The sequence below is a fragment of the Methanoregula sp. UBA64 genome (assembly GCF_002502735.1).
In the GTDB taxonomy this organism is placed as follows: domain Archaea; phylum Halobacteriota; class Methanomicrobia; order Methanomicrobiales; family Methanospirillaceae; genus Methanoregula.
This window is the reverse complement of the sequence record NZ_DAQC01000001.1, coordinates 703,719-719,522: the sequence shown is the minus strand read 5'-3', so window position 1 is coordinate 719,522 and position 15,804 is coordinate 703,719. Positions and strand designations below refer to the sequence as shown.

Genomic DNA, 15,804 nt, shown 5'->3' with positions numbered 1-15,804 from the left:
GCGCCATATCCGTTGTTGAGCCGGAGCGGCCACAGATTCCCTTTTCCTGGACCTAAACCCCCGGTTTCAGGTACGGTCCTCCCCGCACTTCCCGACCGTTGCAAGGTAGATCAGGAACTGGTTTGTCCCGTCAATCCCGAGGATTCCTGCCATGGCATCGTCATCGAACGCGGCAATGGCGCATACCCCGCAGCCAACCGCTTCCGCGGCAAGGTACAGGTTCTGGCAGACATGGCCGGCATCGAGGTGCAGGTCGCGGTACCCGCGCTCGCCGTACCGCCATGTCATCCGGTACGGGACCGCAGTCCAGAGAAATACGGCATTGCACCGCATGACAAAGGTCTGGTCGAAGCAGGCATGGGAAACAGCGGCATGGAGTGCCGGATCTGCCTTTCCCCGGGAGAGCCGGTGGGAAAGGGCGAGGTAGCGGTAGAGACCGGGTTCGAGACCCTCAACGTCATTGGCGAGCACGTATGTCTCGAAGGCATGCCGCGCCCCGGCCGAGGGAACGGTCCGGAATGTCGCCTGCGTCCCGTGGACATGCGTTACTCCCTGCGTGCACCAGAGCAGATACGATAATTCTTCAAGCGAGAGGGTCTCCCGTTCGTACGACCGGACACTGTGGCGGCGCTCGATCGCAGTCCGGAGATCGAGCGGCGGGACGCGAATCTTTTCCGGGGGAACGAGGTCGATGACCGGCAGGGCCGGGTCCGCGGGGAGTTCGAGGGGCGGCTGGGGCAGTCCGTTTTCCTGGTCGGACCGGCCAAGATACCGGTACTTTGTCCGTTCCATGAACTCCCGGCCGGCACCTCCCGGGATCGGGACGATATCAGTCATAAGAGACGATAGGTTCCCGGCACAATATCCTTATGGATCGTGCCACAGGAGCCTTCTCTCGGGATCGGCCCTGTCTTGCGGGTAAGCCTCGACTTTTTTTAATCCGGGTCCTCCGCCCGCTTGAACAATGGGGCCGGGGCGACCGATCATGGAGAGCGATCGGTCCGGCCGGTTTTTCTGTTGAGTACCCGGTAGGGGGGGGTGGGGGTGATCTCAAATCCGCGTGGATCCATGGTCGCCCCGACCACTGTATACGATCGGTCGGTCCGACCATGGATCGAGTACGGTCGGGGCGACCACACCTCTCGTCTGGACCTCCAGTGGAAACACATGTTGCGGAACTGGAATGTAACAGCCCGCCCTGGCCATTTTTGAAAATGATCGGTCCGATCTTTTTTTCTGCGGTGTGGATGGCAGGGGGGAGGGGGGCGACTGTTTTTTTTAATGGTAAGGGTGACCGGTCATGATGAAGGGTAGGGGCGGGCGTTTTTTTTAATTGTTCTGCCCCGCGATCTCTCCGTTTCCCGTACCTGCCCGGCAGGTGAACCGGTCGGTTTTTCAGGAACTGATATCTGCCGGCAGAAAAAACAGTGTAAACCACCAGTACCCTGTGTGACCTCCATGCCAGTTCGCGCCGCCCCAAATAACAAGTCCGCACCCTGCCTCATCGAATTTGCAAACGTTACCGTCATCAAGGGAGAGAACCGGGTCCTCGACAATGTTTCCCTTGCCATAAAAGAAGGGGAGAACATCGCCATCCTCGGGCCAAACGGTGCCGGGAAATCGTCCCTTATAAAAGCCATCACCCGGGAATACTACCCGGTTGTCTCTGACCAACCGGTAACGTTCAAGGTCCACGGGGAGGAGACATGGGACGTCTTCTCCCTCAAATCGACCATCGGGATCGTATCAAACGACCTCCAGTACACCTTCACCCGGACGATCACCGGCCGCGAAGTGATCCTCTCCGGGTTCTTTTCGAGCATCGGCCTCTTCAACCATGTCGTGACCCCGGAGATGGAGAAGAAAACGGACGAGATCATGCATTTTCTCTCAGTCGAACGGCTGGCTGACCGCCCGTTGAACGCCATGTCCTCGGGGGAGGCGCGGCGGTTTTTGATCGGGCGGGCGCTCGTCTTTTCTCCCGCAACGCTTATCCTCGACGAACCCACGAACAGCCTCGACCTCGAAGCCCTCCATGCGTTCCGCGAGATCCTGAGGAAAATTGCACAGTCCGGCACCTCTATTATCCTCGTCACGCACAACCTCCACGACATCATCCCGGAGATCGCCCGGGTCGTAATGGTCAAAAACGGGCGGATCTGCGGGGACGGGCCAAAAGAGGAGATGCTTACCGATGCCGCCATCGGGCGCCTCTTCTCCGTCCCAATCCACGTAGTCAGCGAGAACGGCTGGTACTACGCCACGGGCTATTAGGCCCGCACCTCCGTGTTGAGCGGAGATTAATACTCCCCAAACGCCAATACCTTCTTTCGCACCAGGCAGGACTTCCGGCCCTGCCATAAAGAGACCCAAACCATGCTGTCGCGCGAAGAGATCCGTGAATTTTCCGGGGGAGAATCGGGGCTTTCCTCCCTTCAGGTAGAGCAGAGCAGGGAAAAATACGGCGTTAACGTCATGACGCCCCCGCCCCGGGAACCTGCCTGGAAACAGTACCTGGAAAATTTCAACGACCCCATCATCAGGATCCTTATCTTCGCCGTTGCAATCTCCGCTATCGTCTCGCTGCTCGAAGGGAGCGGTCTTCTGGATACCGTAGGGATCATTGTTGCGATCCTCCTTGCCACCGGCATCTCGTTCTACAACGAATACCGGAGCAGCCGCGAGTTCGATGTCCTCAATGCCCATCGCGACGAGATGGCCATTAAGGTAGTCCGCGACAAAAACCCGGCAGCCGTGCAGGCAAAGGATCTCGTGGTCGGCGATCTCGTCCTCCTCGAAGCCGGCGATGCGGTGCCGGCCGACGGCTGGCTGGTTTCCGCAGACAGTCTCTACTGCGACGAGTCCGCATTTACCGGGGAGAGCGAGCCCGCTGCAAAAAGCGCCGGGAAAAAGGTCCTCAAGGGCAGTTTTGTAACGGCGGGAAAAGCGCAGATGGCTGTCGGGGCGGTGGGCGACCGGGCCGAGATGGGGCTCATTGCCGCAACGCTCGGGATCGACCATGCGACAAAGACACCGTTAGAGGAAAAACTCGAAAAGCTTGCCGGCATCATCTCGAAGTTCGGGTACGTGATGGCAGCCCTCATCTGCGGCACGCTCGTGCTCCGGGGGTTCATCCTTGGCGATCTCACCGGCCTTACCCTTGCAACCGCCCACCACCTGCTCGACTACTTCATGCTCGCGGTCGTGATCGTGGTCGCCGCCGTTCCCGAAGGGCTCCCGATGAGCGTTGCCCTCTCGCTCTCCCTTGCCATGCGCAAGATGACCCGGGCAAACTGCCTTGTCCGTCGCCTGATCGCCTGCGAAACAATCGGGTCGGCAACCACGATCTGTACCGACAAGACCGGGACGCTCACCAAAAACCAGATGACCGTTGCCGAGGCATCTGTCGATGCCCCGCACCCTGCCGGCACGCTCCCGGCAACCCCGCAGGAATGGATCGCGCTCAATGCCGCGGCAAACAGCACCGCCCACCTGGAGAATACCCGGGACGGGAAGATCCTCGTGATCGGCAACTCCACGGAAGGCGCGCTCCTGCGCTGGCTTGCGGATCATGCCATCGGGTACCGGGAGATCCGTGCTGCGTTCCCGGCCGCAAAACAGTTCCTGTTCGACGGTAAGCGGAAGAGGATGTCGACGGTGGTGGAGACGGGCGGCAGGAAGTTTTTGCTGGTCAAAGGCGCACCCGAGATCCTTGCCGGCCTCTGCACGGTACCCCCCGACCTTGCCGGGGTGGATGCATATGCTGCCCGGGCCATGCGTACCCTTGCCTTTGCCCACCGGGAGATCACGGGTGGGGACGAGAGCGAGACCTCCCTTACCTGGGACGGGTACGTGGGCATCCGTGACCCGCTGCGGGAAAATATCCACGAATCGGTAGCGCGCTGCCAGAGCGCCGGGATCCGGGTGCGGATGGTCACCGGGGACAAGCCCGAGACCGCCCGCGCGATTGCGCAGGAAGCAGGAATCCTTGCCGGGGGAACGGTCGTGACCGGGAAGGAGTTCCGGGCGCTTTCCCCGGAAGATCAGGTGAACGCGGCACAGGATCTCGACGTGATGGCCCGGGCAGAACCGCTCGACAAGCTCCTGCTCGTACAGGCCCTCCAGAAGACCGGTGCGGTCGTTGCCGTGACCGGCGACGGCACGAACGATGCGCCGGCGCTCAAAAACGCCGATGTGGGCCTTGCCATGGGAATAGCCGGCACCGAGGTTGCGCGGGAGGCCAGCGATATCATCCTTCTCGACGATTCGTTCGCCTCGATCACGAGCGCAGTCTGGTGGGGCAGGTCGCTTTACGAGAACATCCAGCGGTTCCTCCTCTTCCAGCTCACCATCAATGTCTGCGCCTGTATTCTCGTCTTCCTCGCGCCGCTCCTCGGCTATCCCGAGCCTTTTACCATCATCGAGATCCTCTGGATCAATATTATCATGGACACGCTCGCCGCATTTGCGCTCTGCTCGGAAGCGCCGCACAAGGGCCTGCTTACCCGACAGCCGGTTCCCCGCGATGCCCCGATCATCACCCCGTTCATGTGGCTCTCGATTGGCGTGCTCGGCGTCTTTATCATCCTCGGCGGTCTTCTCCAGCTCGGGACCGGGTTCCTCGGCGGCACCACCGAAGCGGAGATCGGCACCGTCTTCTTTGCCGCCTTTATCTTTGCCGCGGTTGCAAACGGCTTCAACTGCCGGGCAATGGACGGGAAGATGCCGGCCTTCTTTACGGGCAACCCGACGTTCTTCTTTGTGATGGGTGGGATTGTGTTCATCCAGATTGTCATCATCCAGTTCGGCGGGGCGGTCTTTGGAACCGTACCGCTTGCCCCCGAAACATGGCTTTTGATTGCTGCGGCAACGTTTGTCCCGGTCCTTCTCATCGGGTTCGTGCTCCGGCTGGCATACCGGGGCTACCTGCACCGGAAAAAGATCCCCGTATCTGTCTGAACACAACTTTTTTTTTATCGCCCTTCATTTCGCGGCGTTTTGCCGTTTGCCGCATATCCTGAATCCTGAAACATCAGGAAACCGGGGTCTCATCCGGGGGATTTCGAAAAAAGAGCCCGATAATAATGAGGGGGGCAAAGTAGAGGAGATCGATATAGCCCCATCCGATTGCGGCAAGGATTATCCCGGTAACGGCAACCCCGAGCGGGACAAGGAATTTCTTTGCAAGGAATGCCGACTCGTCCCGGGTCAGCTCCGGCACGAGCAGCGCGGGCCGGCTCGTTGTATAGTACCAGGCAAGGGAGAGCAGGCAGGCGAGGATGAAGTAGTTTATCTGGAAGAGGACATCGGATACCGGGCCGCTCTCGATATCGTTTGCAAGACCCTGCGTGAAGGGCACGAATACCACCACCATCAGGGAGAGCAGGTGGATATAGATGAACCGGGAATCGACCGATTTCATCCGGTGGAAGATCTGGAAGTAAAAAAGCCAGAACATCCCGAGGATCAAAAATGCCCCGACAAAGTCGATGACCGCAAAAACGGTTGTCAGGAGATAGGAGTTGAGTGCCGCAGGATCGCCAAGGGTGCCGGCAGCCGGGTTCTGGATATTCCGGATCATCAGGGTCATCGTGAACGCATAGATGCCGTTTGTCAGACGTTCGAGGTTGACCTTGCTGATCGGTTCCATATCCGGGGCTCCAGAGTACTTTTTAACTCCTCTGTCAGGACAGCAGATAAATTATTGCGGGACCAAAAAAAGGCAGGACCGTTTCAGGATTAACGATCCGGCCCGGGCGGGTCTGTAGCCTTCTCTTCGAAGAGATGCCCTACGCCAAAGAGCGTGTTTACCCAGTGGAGCTCGTCGGAAAAGTGGAAGAGGATGCAGACCATCAGCGTGAACGGGACACAAAAGAGCATCCCGGCAAGGCCCAAGAGCCAGCCCCAGAAGATCACCGACAGGATCACGATAAGCGCCGGGATCTCGAACTTTCTGGCCGCAAGCCAGGAAAAGACCGGGTTTTCCACGATCAAATTGAGGATGCAGACAACGGCTATGACTGCCACGACGCCCCACATGCCGAACTGGATCCAGGCAAAGATGAGTGCCGGGATCGCTGCGATGATAAGGCCGATGTAGGGGATGTAGCCTAACAGGAAGGTCAGGGTGCCCCAGAGGATTGCGCCATGGACGCCCATGAGCGCGAGCGACCCGCCGAAAAGCACCCCGTGGACCATATTGGTCTCCGTGCGCACGACAATGAAATCGATAATGTACCCGCTCATCCGCGAGAGCTGGCGGAGTTTTTCCGGCTGGTCTTTGAGCAGGGTTTCTACCCGGCCGATAAAAGCAGGAGCTTCGAGCAGCATGAAGATGGTCGTGACCGCGATGAAAAAAACGTTCATGAGCGCGGTTCCCACATTGAGCAGGGAAGAGAATATCTGGGGGACTACCGTTACGAGGCTGGGTACCTGGGCGGTCATCTGCGTGAGATCGATCCCGTGGGCGCCAAAAAAGGCAGTCAGCCCGGCCAGCCGTTCGGTAAGCTCAGCCTGGTACTGGGGCAGGTCGGTCACGATCACGTCAAAAGACTTAAGGACAAGAACAAGGCCGAGCAGGACCACCAGACACGCGACAATGGTAACGATCCCGACCGCCCCGGCATTGGGAATGCCCCGCTCGCGCAGCCACCGGGTTGCCGGGTAGAGGAGGAGCGCCAGGATCAGGGAGACAAGGACGATGCTGACAATCGAGGCACCTTCTTTGATCCCGAAGATGACAAGGATTGCAAGCCCAACGAAGATCAGCGTGCGCTCTGTCCGGGACAGGCTCGGGGCAAAGGACATGATACGGGTATTTTGTTGCCGTATCATACAAACCTTGCCGTTTGGCGCTCTGATAAAAAAGGAGGTTAGAACCCGGGCTGTTCCCGGGCATCCCATCTCTTCATGCCGAGCCGGGCAAAAAATGCTGCCGGGATGAGAAGGATCACGGCGGCAAACGAGGCAAACGGTGCGCCAAAGACCACGGCCGAGAGGATGATCATCGCCGTTCCTGTCAGGATGAGGTAGGTGACCATCACTTTCACATTGTACACGAGCACGCTCGGCGAGAGGCCGGTCAGCCAGATGGTGATCCCGAGGCTGTAGAACGAGACCGAGAGGCAGAGGACAACCGCCGGGAGGGCATAGAGCGCCTGTCCCGAAAGCACGGCAACTGCTGCCACAAAGACCGCGGGGATGACCTGGAGCACACAAAACGTGGCAATCTTGCTTTTTATAACGGTACTAACGCTCACCGGGAGGCAGGCATAAGTGCCAAACGAGTCGAACATCGTGATCCACGTGTACATGGTCGAGGCAATGATGCCCGCAACAAGCGCAAATTCCAGAAGCACCCCGTTTGCCGGAAGGTATCCCGAGAGAAGCGAGAGGAAGAACCAGATCACAATCAACGGGATCACAAACGAGAAGAGGGTCTGGCCCACCATGCCCCCGCTCCGGTACATGTCGATGAGGTCCTTTGCCGCCAGGGGCGGTTGCGGGAAGATGGAGAGTTTTGCCATCACGGGAGTGAGGAGGTTTTCGTGGCGCTTTTCTGCACCGGTGGTCGTATCCGGGTCAAACAGCAGGATCGAGACAATAAAGAGGACAAGAATGGCGCCAAGGGTAAGGACAAGGCCGGTCCACGAGAACGAAAGGAAAAGATTGAGCGGCGGGAAGAAGACCGCCGGGTTCTGCCGGGTAATTACGTCAAGTGCCCCGAAGGCTGCCGCAAGGATGAGAAGGACCGCCGCGAGTGCCGGTCTGGAACGGGCATAGAGCGAGGAGAGAAAAAAGACCGCGCAGAGCCCGGACAAAAACGAGAGCGAGAGGGTGAGGGCAAGGAGCAGGGGAAGCGTGATCGGGATGCCGATAAAGGGCGAGGCCAGCAGGAATCCGAGCGCGAGGGGCAGCACCCAGAGAACGAAGTAATACAGGGTGTCCTTTATGACGAAGTTTGCAAAGATGAAGCGTTCCGATAAGGGCAGGCTCCGTGCTGCATAGGCAAGGAGGCTTGCCTGCCCGAAACGCCGGTTCATAGCCTCATTTCCCAGCAGGCCAAAGGCGCCCACCATGAAGCCGAGCATCAGGTAGTTTGCATGGAGGACGAGCGAGAGTTCGCCGGAGGGGAGGGCCCGGCGCATGAGGGGTAGCATAAACGATCCCATGAACGCGATCCAGAAGATGAGGATGGGGAAGAGCGCAAAGGCAAGGCTCCCGAACATGGTAGAGTGGATCCGCCACTCCTCCTTTACCATGGCAGTAAAGAGATCAAACATGGCCGCCCTTCTGCACGAGCGAGAGGAAGAACTCGTCAAGGTGCCGGTTCTGTGCCCTGAGATCCGCAACGGTGCCGGTATGCAGGACGTTCCCCTTGTGCAGGATCACAAAGCCGGAACAGATCTCCTCGGCAACTTCGAGGATGTGGGTGGAGATGAAGATCGTGTTGCCCTTTGCTGCATACTCTTTGAGGAAATCCTTTACCACATGCTGCATGATGGGGTCGAAGTTGATGAGCGGTTCGTCGATGAGCGCGAGTTCCGGCTGGTGGATGAATGCCTGTGCAAACATCAGCTTCTGCCGGGTCCCCCGGGAAAGATCCTTGCAGAGCACGTCCTTTTTGTCCGCGAAATCAAGGTAGTCAAACCACCATTCCGCTTTTTTTTCGATATCCGGGATCTTCCGGATCGCGCCCACGAACCGGAGGTACTCGGTGGCCGAGAGGAAACTTGGCGGGGTCTCCTGCTCGGGGATGATACCCACCCTTTCGCGGACCCCGACGGGATCTTTCTGCACATCGATCCCGAGCACGGTTGCCGACCCTTCAGTCGGCCGGATCTGGCCGGTGAGCATCTTAATCATCGTCGATTTTCCGGAACCATTCGGGCCTAAAAGCCCAAAGAGTGCCCCCTTTTCCACCGCAAGATCGGCATGGTTTACCGCGACAAGGTCGCCGTATTTTTTTGTGAGGCCACGTGCCTCGATCACATATCCCGTCATTTCCTGCTCCCTGTTGATCGTTTTTCCTGTTTTCCTGTGTGTTCCTTTGTTGTCCGTTTCCCTGTACCGCCCGGTTGAGCCGCAATCCCGTTCCAGATAAAGCACAGTCCCTGTTCTGTCAGGATCTCTCGTTCTTTTTCACCGGTCGCGGCCATGATCCGCGCCGCAAGGCCCGTGAACGATGAGGCGAGCACCGAGCAGAGCAGCCAGGTATCGCATTCGCGCAGGGCACCGGTGCGGATCCCTTCGTCCATGAGTTCGGCAAGGAAGGCAAAGTGCGACATCCCCTCTTCGTGCGCTGTCGTGGAGACAAAAGGCGAGTGGGCGAACTGCTCCATGAACCGGAACTCGTCCGGGTGCGAGATTGCCCAGTCGAGGGCATTTGCCCCGACCCTTTTGATTTTCATCTCCACGTCCGGTTCGCGGTCAACCCCGTTTTTTAATGCCGCTGCCGCCGCTGCCTTGACCTGCCGGTACAGGGTATCGATAAGTTCCTCTTTTGTGGCAAAGTAAAAAAAGAGCGTGCCGGTTGCAACACCCGCCTCCCGCGAGATCAAGGATGTCGGCGTACCGTAAAAGCCCCGTTCGGTAAAGAGCCGGAGGGCGGTTTTTAAGATTGCTTCCCGCTTGTCTGCTGCACGATCCATCCGGTCACCCCGGAATAAGCGCTTCAAGGTCCTGGCAGGAGACCGGCCCGCCATGGCCGGTGTAGACGATCGCGGGCTTTTTTTCCATGACCGTCCTGATGCTCTTTTTCACATCTTCACTGTCTTCGGCAAAGTGGGGAAGGGTCGCCTTGTGGGCCAATACCATCCCCATCACGAGATCGCCGACTATCGCCTCGCCTGTCCCGAGCATCACCGAGAGCGATCCTTTCGTGTGGCCCGGGGTCGGGAGGATCTCCCCGTCGATCCCGAATGCATCGAGCCGGTACGGGGCATCGAGCCGGATCACGGCTTTTATCCCAAGCTCCGGCCGCGGGGCATGTTTCCCTATCATAAACCGCATGACCTTCCCGGTAAACGATGCCGGCACCGCCGGGAGGCTCTCGCCGCGGGAAAGGGCTTCTGCCTCCAGGGAATGGACAAGCACCGGGGCTCCCGTTGCCCCGGCAAGGGCGCCTGCGTTCCCGAAATGATCGATATGGGCATGGGTGATGATGATGAGGCCGAGATCCCACGGGCTGTACCCCTCTTCTTTTAAGACTGCAAGGATCGCCGGGGTATTCCCGGGGAGGCCGGTATCGACAAGGACCGGGCGCTTTCCCCGGATAAGAAAGGCGTTTGCATGGCCGAGTTTGATCGGGCGGACGAGCGCGCGGTCCGGCGGGACTGGTTCAGTCACGGGTCTTCCCCCCCAAAAAGAACGCCCGGACCTTTGCCACCCGGTTCATGCACCAGAGTCCCCCTTTGAGTACCGGGACGATGACCGTCATCCCTCCCTCCATCTCCGACTTCACGTCCTTTAAGAGCTGCGGGATCGGCAGGTGCTGGGGGCAGGCCTTTGCGCACTTCCCGCACTGCCGGCAGAGCCCGGCATACGAGACATCGCCGATCAGGCCCCCGTGCCGCCCGAAATAATGGAACTTCGTGCTCCGGTCCTTCGGGAAGAGGTGGCGGGCATTGTAGAGCGCAAAACAGCCGGGGATATCGACACCAAAGGGACAGGGCATGCAGTAGCCGCAGCCCGTGCATCCGACCTTCATAAGCCGTTTGTAGGTATCCCTGACCCGGTCGATCCGGGCACGGTCGTCCGGGGAGAGCGATCCGGGGAGAGCGGAATCTGCCGCACGGATGTTCTCATCGATATTGGCCTCGTCGTTCATTCCCGAGAGGACGACCGTGACTTCCGGATGGTCCCAGACCCAGCGCAGGCCCCATTCTGCCGGCGACCGTTTCTCCGGGGCCTCGTCCCAGATCTTTTTAATTTCATCCGGCACCGGCCCGGCAAGGTTGCCTCCCCTCAGGGGTTCCATCACCATCACGGCAAGGTTTTTTTCCGCTGCGTACCGGAGCCCCTCGGTCCCGGCCTGGTTATTCTCGTCGAGGAAATTGTACTGGATCTGGCAGAACTGCCAGTCGTACGCGTCCACGATCTCCTTGAAATCCGGCAACTTCCCGTGGAACGAGAAGCCGGCATGTATGATCCGGCCATCCTTTTTTGCCCGGTCAAGGAACGCGAGCACTCCAAGGTCCCGCATCTTCTTCCAGCTCTCGCCGGTCATGCTGTGGAGCAGGTAGTAGTCGATGCGGTCGGTCCCGAGCGTTGCCAGCTGCCGGGTGAGGATCCGGTCCATGTCGGAAGCGTCGCGCACCTCCCAGTGGGGGAGTTTTGTCGCGATCCTCACTTTCTCCCGGTAGCCGTCGCGGAGGGCCTTTCCTAAGATCTGCTCGCTTTTGCCGAAATGGTATGCCGGGGCCGTGTCGAGGTAGTTTACCCCGGAATCAATGGCAAGCCGGATCTGGCGGATGGCCCGTTCCTCGTCAACCCGGCCGGATTTTGACGGGAAGCGCATGCAGCCGAAGCCGAGGATGGAGAGTTTATCGCCGGTCTTTGGGACGGTACGGTACAGCATCATATCACCTTTTCATAAATTGACTGGTCAGTCAGTACGTGTGCATGTTTTGGTATTTAGCACCTGCGCCCGGGCGGTCGTCCACGCATCATTTTAACATCCTTACAGGACTATCATTTCCGGGAGACAGACACGTGCCGGCACGTCGCCGGTATAGCAGGAAAATACCATGACTTCCGGGACGGGCGATACAGGGGATTTTGCCATTGCAGTAGATCTCGGGGCCACCAACCTGCGGGTCGGCCTTGTCGACATCCGCGGTCAGATTTTTAAAACCCGGTCCACCCGGCTCCCGGCAGAAATACCCGATGCACGGGTCATCACCGATCAGATCATCCGGGAGATCCGGGCGCTCGGACCGGATCGCGGCCTGTCGCGGATCACAGGCATCGGCATCGGGGCTGCGGGACCGGTTGACAGAACCCGCACCTCAATTGTCCGGCCCCCCAATATCCCGCTGGATGTTGTCCCTCTTGCCGGCCCGCTGTCTGAAGCGTTTGGTCTTCCGGTGTACCTTGCAAATGACTGCTGCACCGGGCTCCTGGGCGAGGCATACTTTGGCGAAGGGAAGAACTCCGACAACTTCGTGTACGTAACGCTCTCGACCGGCATCGGCGCCGGGATCCTCTCGAAAGGAACGGTGATCCTTGGCCGTGACGGGAATGCCGGCGAGATCGGACATGTATTCGTAGACGAAAAATACGATCTGGTCTGCGGGTGCGGGGGCCGGGGCCACTGGGAAGGGTATGCCTCAGGCCGGTTCCTGCCCCGGTTCTACCGGGCATGGCAGGAGAAGAACGGGGCTGGCGGTGCACCGGTGAACTCTGCGGAGGAGATCTTTGCAGGAATACGAAAGGAGCGCGATCCCGTTTCCCACCCGTTTGTCCGCGAGCTCGGGCGAATCAATGCCCGGGGCATCTCGGACATCATCGTGGCCTACGACCCGGACACCATTGTCCTTGACGGCTCTGTGGCCCTCAGGAACCCCGATCTCATCATCCCGCCAATCCTGGAGTTCATGGACCGGTACCTGCCGGAACCAAGGATCGTGACAAGTCCCCTTGCCGGGAAGGCCCCCCTCCTTGGCGCGGCAGTTATTGCAAGGGGATATGAGACCCGGTACGGGTCGGTGGAATGAGAAAGAGGAGAGGTTCGCAGGGTGCCGGGTTTTACCTTGTACGCGGGAATGTTTCTAGAAAAGTCCGCGTTACCGGCTGTATCCTAAAAAAGAGCGGGCAGATTATCTGCCGGATGAACATCAGCAATTATGGTTTGGCACTCTTTCCATGCCCCGCTGCCAGAGCCTTCGGGACGCTTTTTAACATCTCTTCACGGAAGGCGCTGAACTCCAGTTCATCGAGCTGCTCGGAGAGCAGTCTCCCGCTCCATGCCCTGCGGTACACCCAGTCGATGATCCGGTTCACCGCAAAGAGTACCTGCTCCTCGGTCTCCACCGTCAAAAGTTCCCTGCCCACCTTCGGATGGCGTCCCCGCCGCCCGCCAACCGTTATGAGGTAATGGGTATGAAGCGATTTGAGCAGGTTAAACGAACAGGACTTGACACACATCCCGCACTGGATACAGGTCTCGTCGTTCAATTCGGAGATCCCGTTCCGGATCTTTATGGCTTCTTCCTTACAGTAATAGACACAGGACCCGCATCCCGTACAGAGGCCGGGCGTTCGGATCGGGCGGATCCTCCCAATAATCCCGATCTCGTTTAACATCGGGCTCGTGCAGGCGTTCGGGCAGCCGGAGATCGCGATACGCATCTTGACCGGCATCGCCTTCCCGAAAAGGCTTGCATCGATCTTTTTTGCAAGCGGGATAGTCTCGATATTGGCAAACTTGCAGCGTTCGGTACCGGGGCAGGAGATGATATTGACGACCTCGTCCTTTTCAGACCCGACCGGTGTCCCGTTCTTTTCGAGCTGGACTGCCATCCGTTTAAGCCGCGCCGGGTCGACATGCGGGATCTCGATCGTCTGGCGGGTGGAACAGTGTACCGTACCGGCACCGTACCTCTTTGCGATCCTCGCAATGCCCCGCAGCTGTTCGGCAGTCAGTGCCCCGGCGGGAGCCCGGACCCGGACGGTAACGAGATCGGGGTTACGCTCGGTGATCACCCCGCCTTTCATGTGAATGCCAAATGGGTACTGCATTACCAGTACTGGTGAGAATGCCCTGTATTAAAGTTCGGGTCAGCGCAGTTCCTGAATAATCGCATATCTCCGGCATATCTGACATTCATACCGGGATCCATCACCGGGGCTGTGACAGTTCGATACCACGGATCTCAGGGACTTTTTTGTAAATCGGGTATTTCCGGCACCGGCATTCTCCCTGAGAGCGGCGGCGGAGACAAAAAAGCGTCCCATAAACAAACTCTCTTATCCTCCATGATGCAATCGTTGATCCATGAGCACGATCCTGCGGCGGCAGGTTATCAGGAAATGCAGCGGCATGGACATCCCGCTCGTGGGATTTGCCGCAGCGGACCGCTGGAACAATCCGCCGTTTGAACCCTGGGTTCCCGAAGCGTTCCGGCCGGATCGTATTTTTCCTGAAACAAAGACCGTGATCGTGATCGGCTTTCCCGTCAGTCTCCCGGTTATCGACACTGCTCCTTCCATCTGGTACCACGAACTCTACCGGACGATCAATACCGAACTCGATTCCTGCGGGTACCGTCTTGCCACCTTCCTTACCGAAAAAGGATATCCTTCGGTTTCGATCCCCCGCGACGGCTATGGATCGATAGGTATCCTAAAGGAGAGACCGGCTGCGTTCTTCTCCCACCGTCATGCGGCGTACTGTGCCGGCCTTGGGAATTTCGGCGTCAATAACATGCTCCTTACCCCGGAGTACGGTCCACGCGTACGGTTCACATCGGTCCTGACCTCCGCAGAGCTTCCGGCGGATCCGGTTCTCGAAGACCCTCTCTGTATCCGGTGCCTGCGCTGCGCCAGGATCTGCCCGGTCCACGCGGTCCGCGAAGAAAATTATCCTCAGGGACTTACCGACAAAACTGCCTGCGCCATCCGGTCCGAAGAACTCTTCAACCGCTCCCTCTCACCCTGCGGGTGCTGCATCAAGGTCTGTCCCGTGGGAAAAGACCGCGGGCAGTACGGACGGGAGGATATGAAGATGTATGACGATAAGAGCCCGGCATCGGCGCCGTACCGGCGCGTCCGGGACCACGTACGCTCCTACGGATCGAAGTGAAATCTCTTTAAAACCCGGGAAAAGCCTGCCCTGAAGGATTAAGCAGGCTCCCCTTTTGGCATGGCCCTGATGGACATATACAGGAAATAACCGACCACGCCGAACGTGATGATCGGCGATATGAAACTGGGAATCTCAAAGCCGAAACTGTCGAGGATCATGATGATGCCCAGACAGAAGATCGAATACATTGCCCCGTTCTTGAGGTACCGGTATTTCTTGATCGAGTCCACGTTCCTGACCGTGATCTCCCGAACGATAAGTGCCCCGATCCCGTTCCCGATAATGATGAGCGGAACCGCCATCGTGAATGCGAATGCCCCGAGCACCCCGTCGATTGAGAACGTTGCATCGATGATCTCGAGATAGAATATCTTGCTGATATCGGAGAGGTCTCCCGAGACCATCCTGCGTTCCTGCTCCTCCGCATTCTGCCGGAACCCGTGGACGATAAAGAATGCCGTGGATCCTATCACCGCACCAAACGCCATCATCGGGTTTTTGCCGAGTGCCAGCCAGACAATCCCGGCAAGGAGGATGGACACAATGGCAAAGAACCAGACCCCCTTTGCTGCAAAGAACCGCTCTCCCCGCAGGCCGAAGTTCTTGTCTTCCAGGAAAAGCCAGTGGAAGAAGAGGAAGACTAGGAACGTGCCGCCGCCGATCAGGAGGATGGGGGCGGACTGTTCGATTGCCGCAACTACGGCAGGATCGCTGGAGAAGGTGGCGGTAAGTGCACCCACCGGCCCGAGGGACGGCGTGGACATCCAGACAATCAGCCAGGGGAGTACGCCCCGGATGATAAAGACCGCAAAGAGCAGCCCCCAGATCAAAAACCAGCGGCGGGCCTTCTCTGACATCGTTGAGAGGACTTCCGCATTGATAATGGCATTATCGATGCTTGTAATCGTCTCGAACAGGCAGAGGCCGGCAATGATGAGAATGATCGAAAGGATATCCATGAATCATGATTCATTTGTCGTGTACCGGTATAAAACCTG

At 58.5% G+C, this 15,804-nt stretch carries 14 protein-coding genes; 4 read left to right on the top strand and 10 right to left on the bottom strand.

All coding sequences use genetic code 11. The features are described from left to right. Positions 1-66: 66 nt before the first annotated feature. Complete coding sequence (locus BP758_RS03480; protein WP_292368740.1) at positions 67-837, bottom strand: SagB/ThcOx family dehydrogenase; 771 nt, start codon at positions 835-837, stop codon at positions 67-69. Between the two features lie 621 nt (positions 838-1,458). Here BP758_RS03480 and BP758_RS03475 point away from each other — a divergent pair. Both BP758_RS03475 and BP758_RS03470 read left to right on the top strand, forming a co-directional pair. Next, positions 1,459-2,274, top strand: coding sequence for an ABC transporter ATP-binding protein (locus BP758_RS03475; protein ID WP_292368738.1), 816 nt, complete (start codon positions 1,459-1,461; stop codon positions 2,272-2,274). Positions 2,275-2,376: 102 nt separating this feature from the next. Further along, positions 2,377-4,959, top strand: coding sequence for a calcium-translocating P-type ATPase, PMCA-type (locus BP758_RS03470; RefSeq protein WP_292368736.1), 2,583 nt, complete (start codon positions 2,377-2,379; stop codon positions 4,957-4,959). A gap of 73 nt (positions 4,960-5,032) precedes the next feature. Here the strand turns inward: BP758_RS03470 and BP758_RS03465 are convergent, their stop codons facing one another. The 7 genes from BP758_RS03465 to BP758_RS03435 all read right to left on the bottom strand — a co-directional run bounded on the left by BP758_RS03465 (position 5,033) and on the right by BP758_RS03435 (position 11,578). Next, on the bottom strand, positions 5,033-5,650 hold the full coding sequence (locus tag BP758_RS03465) for a TMEM175 family protein (RefSeq protein ID WP_292368734.1): 618 nt from the start codon (positions 5,648-5,650) through the stop codon (positions 5,033-5,035). 89 nt (positions 5,651-5,739) lie between these two features. Further along, positions 5,740-6,834: an AI-2E family transporter gene (locus tag BP758_RS03460; RefSeq protein ID WP_292368732.1), complete on the bottom strand. Its 1,095-nt coding sequence runs from the start codon at positions 6,832-6,834 to the stop codon at positions 5,740-5,742. Between the two features lie 38 nt (positions 6,835-6,872). Beyond that, entirely contained in the window at positions 6,873-8,282 is a 1,410-nt protein-coding gene (locus BP758_RS03455; protein ID WP_292368730.1) for a hypothetical protein, read from the bottom strand. After that, entirely contained in the window at positions 8,275-9,003 is a 729-nt protein-coding gene (locus BP758_RS03450) for an ABC transporter ATP-binding protein (protein WP_292368728.1), read from the bottom strand. The genes BP758_RS03455 and BP758_RS03450 overlap by 8 nt, the downstream gene beginning before the upstream one ends. Further along, positions 9,000-9,650, bottom strand: coding sequence for a TetR/AcrR family transcriptional regulator (locus BP758_RS03445; protein WP_292368727.1), 651 nt, complete (start codon positions 9,648-9,650; stop codon positions 9,000-9,002). Before BP758_RS03445 ends, BP758_RS03450 begins: the two co-directional genes overlap by 4 nt. 4 nt (positions 9,651-9,654) lie before the next feature. After that, a complete protein-coding gene (locus BP758_RS03440) occupies positions 9,655-10,347 on the bottom strand; it encodes an MBL fold metallo-hydrolase (protein ID WP_292368725.1) in 693 nt (230 codons plus the stop codon). Beyond that, positions 10,340-11,578, bottom strand: coding sequence for an aldo/keto reductase (locus tag BP758_RS03435; RefSeq protein WP_292369956.1), 1,239 nt, complete (start codon positions 11,576-11,578; stop codon positions 10,340-10,342). The genes BP758_RS03440 and BP758_RS03435 overlap by 8 nt, the downstream gene beginning before the upstream one ends. Positions 11,579-11,747: 169 nt before the next feature. Here BP758_RS03435 and BP758_RS03430 point away from each other — a divergent pair, with 169 nt between their 5' ends. Next, positions 11,748-12,716, top strand: coding sequence for an ROK family protein (locus tag BP758_RS03430; RefSeq protein ID WP_292368723.1), 969 nt, complete (start codon positions 11,748-11,750; stop codon positions 12,714-12,716). A gap of 127 nt (positions 12,717-12,843) precedes the next feature. Here BP758_RS03430 and BP758_RS03425 read toward each other — a convergent pair whose 3' ends face one another. After that, positions 12,844-13,740, bottom strand: coding sequence for a 4Fe-4S binding protein (locus BP758_RS03425; RefSeq protein ID WP_292368721.1), 897 nt, complete (start codon positions 13,738-13,740; stop codon positions 12,844-12,846). A 256-nt stretch (positions 13,741-13,996) separates the two neighbouring features. Here BP758_RS03425 and BP758_RS03420 point away from each other — a divergent pair, with 256 nt between their 5' ends. After that, the gene (locus tag BP758_RS03420) at positions 13,997-14,803 is read left to right on the top strand and encodes an epoxyqueuosine reductase (protein ID WP_292368719.1); all 807 of its coding nucleotides are present in this window, start codon (positions 13,997-13,999) and stop codon (positions 14,801-14,803) included. A 38-nt stretch (positions 14,804-14,841) separates the two neighbouring features. Here the strand turns inward: BP758_RS03420 and BP758_RS03415 are convergent, their stop codons facing one another. Beyond that, a complete protein-coding gene (locus BP758_RS03415) occupies positions 14,842-15,765 on the bottom strand; it encodes a DUF475 domain-containing protein (RefSeq protein WP_292368717.1) in 924 nt (307 codons plus the stop codon). Between the last annotated feature and the right edge of the window lie 39 nt (positions 15,766-15,804).